This window comes from Arthrobacter sp. Y3223164 (assembly GCF_059091005.1).
The window spans coordinates 1-910 of the sequence record NZ_JBNHGF010000675.1 but is presented as its reverse complement, the minus strand read 5'-3'; the positions used below and the strand labels follow the sequence as shown (position 1 = coordinate 910).

At 71.5% G+C, this 910-nt stretch carries 2 protein-coding genes; one reads left to right on the top strand and one right to left on the bottom strand.

Annotated features, from left to right (window positions below):
• The coding region (locus AC5RUJ_RS17335) for a D-aminoacyl-tRNA deacylase (RefSeq protein WP_494156382.1) at window positions 1-197 on the top strand (197 nt) is incomplete at its 5' end.
• Window positions 198-247: 50 nt separating this feature from the next.
• Here the strand turns inward: AC5RUJ_RS17335 and AC5RUJ_RS17330 are convergent.
• Window positions 248-910 (bottom strand): AAA family ATPase (locus tag AC5RUJ_RS17330; RefSeq protein WP_494156381.1); only part of this gene is annotated, 663 nt, incomplete at its 5' end.

Here is a 910-nt window from a genome sequence, read left to right as displayed (position 1 = left end):
GGCCGTCCTGGTCGGCGGCCGCCCCGGCGGCGGTCGGCGAACCCTTGGTGGAGGACTTCGTGGCGGCGCTGCGGGTGCTCGGCGCGCAAGTCGAAACCGGAGTGTTCGGCGCCATGATGGAGCTGGAGCTGGTGAATTCGGGCCCGTTTACCATCAGCCTGGACACGGAGGACTTCGGCAAGCCGCGCCGCGATTAGGTTTTGCACGGCCGGGCACCGCCGTCGTTGGAGCCCGGGCACCGCCGTCGTTATCCGCCGCGGATGATCTTCCGCAGCCGGTCCACCCGGGCGGAGATCTCCCGCTCGGCGCCGTTGGTGGTCGGTTCGTAGTAGTTCCGGCCCACCAGGTCGTCGGGTGCGTACTGCTGGGTGGCGATCCCGTGCGGGGCATCGTGCGAGTACACGTAGCCCTTCCCGTGGCCCATCCCCTTGGCGCCGGCGTAGTGGGAGTCGCGCAGGTGCACGGGAACTCCCTGGCCGCGTCCGGCGCGCACGTCCGCCACTGCCGCGTTGATCGCCAGGTAGCAGGCCGGCGACTTCGGTGCGGTGGCGATGTGGACCACGGCCTGGGCCAGCACCAGCCGGGCCTCGGGCATGCCGATCAGCTGCACGGCCTGGGCGGCGGCGACGGCCGTCTGCAGCGCGGTGGGGTCGGCCATGCCGACGTCTTCGGACGCATGGACTACGATCCGGCGGGCCACGAACCGCGGGTCCTCCCCCGCCTCCAGCATCCGGGCCATGTAGTGCAGCGCCGCGTCCACGTCGGAACCGCGCATCGACTTGATGAAGGCGCTGGTGATGTCGTAGTGCTGGTCGCCGGCCCGGTCGTAGCGCAGCGCGGCACGGTCCATGGCACGCTCGGCATGGGCGAGCTCGACGAGGACCGGGGCGCCGTCCTCGCCGGTTCCGCC